The organism is Mesorhizobium sp. M2E.F.Ca.ET.219.01.1.1, assembly GCF_004016445.2.
GTDB lineage: Bacteria > Pseudomonadota > Alphaproteobacteria > Rhizobiales > Rhizobiaceae > Mesorhizobium.
This window is the reverse complement of the sequence record NZ_SADT02000221.1, coordinates 1-302: the sequence shown is the minus strand read 5'-3', so window position 1 is coordinate 302 and position 302 is coordinate 1. Positions and strand designations below refer to the sequence as shown.

Annotated in this window: 1 pseudogene; it reads left to right on the top strand. The window is 56.6% G+C overall.

The annotated features are described in order from the left end of the window. Positions 1-31: 31 nt before the first annotated feature. Positions 32-302 (top strand): annotated as a pseudogene (locus tag EN862_RS35595) (branched-chain amino acid ABC transporter permease); the annotation flags it as partial.

Below are 302 nucleotides of genomic sequence, written 5' to 3'. Positions count from 1 at the left end.
GCATTATTTGATCGGACAACGCCGCACGCCAATGATCGACGTTGTCATCCTGATGGTCGCGGCCCTGCTCGTCCCTTTCCTGACAAATGCATTCGTTGCCCAAGTCATGCTTCTCGTTGGCCTCTATGCGCTCATGGGCATGGGCCTGAACATAGAACTGGGGCTCGCCGGATTGCTCGATTTGGGTTTCGTCGCGTTCTTTGCGATAGGCGCTTACGCCACCGCTCTGCTGACCTCGGATTCGCCGCTTGCATTGGGTCATCTAAGTTTCTGGGAAGCTCTGCCCATCGCCACCCTTTGCG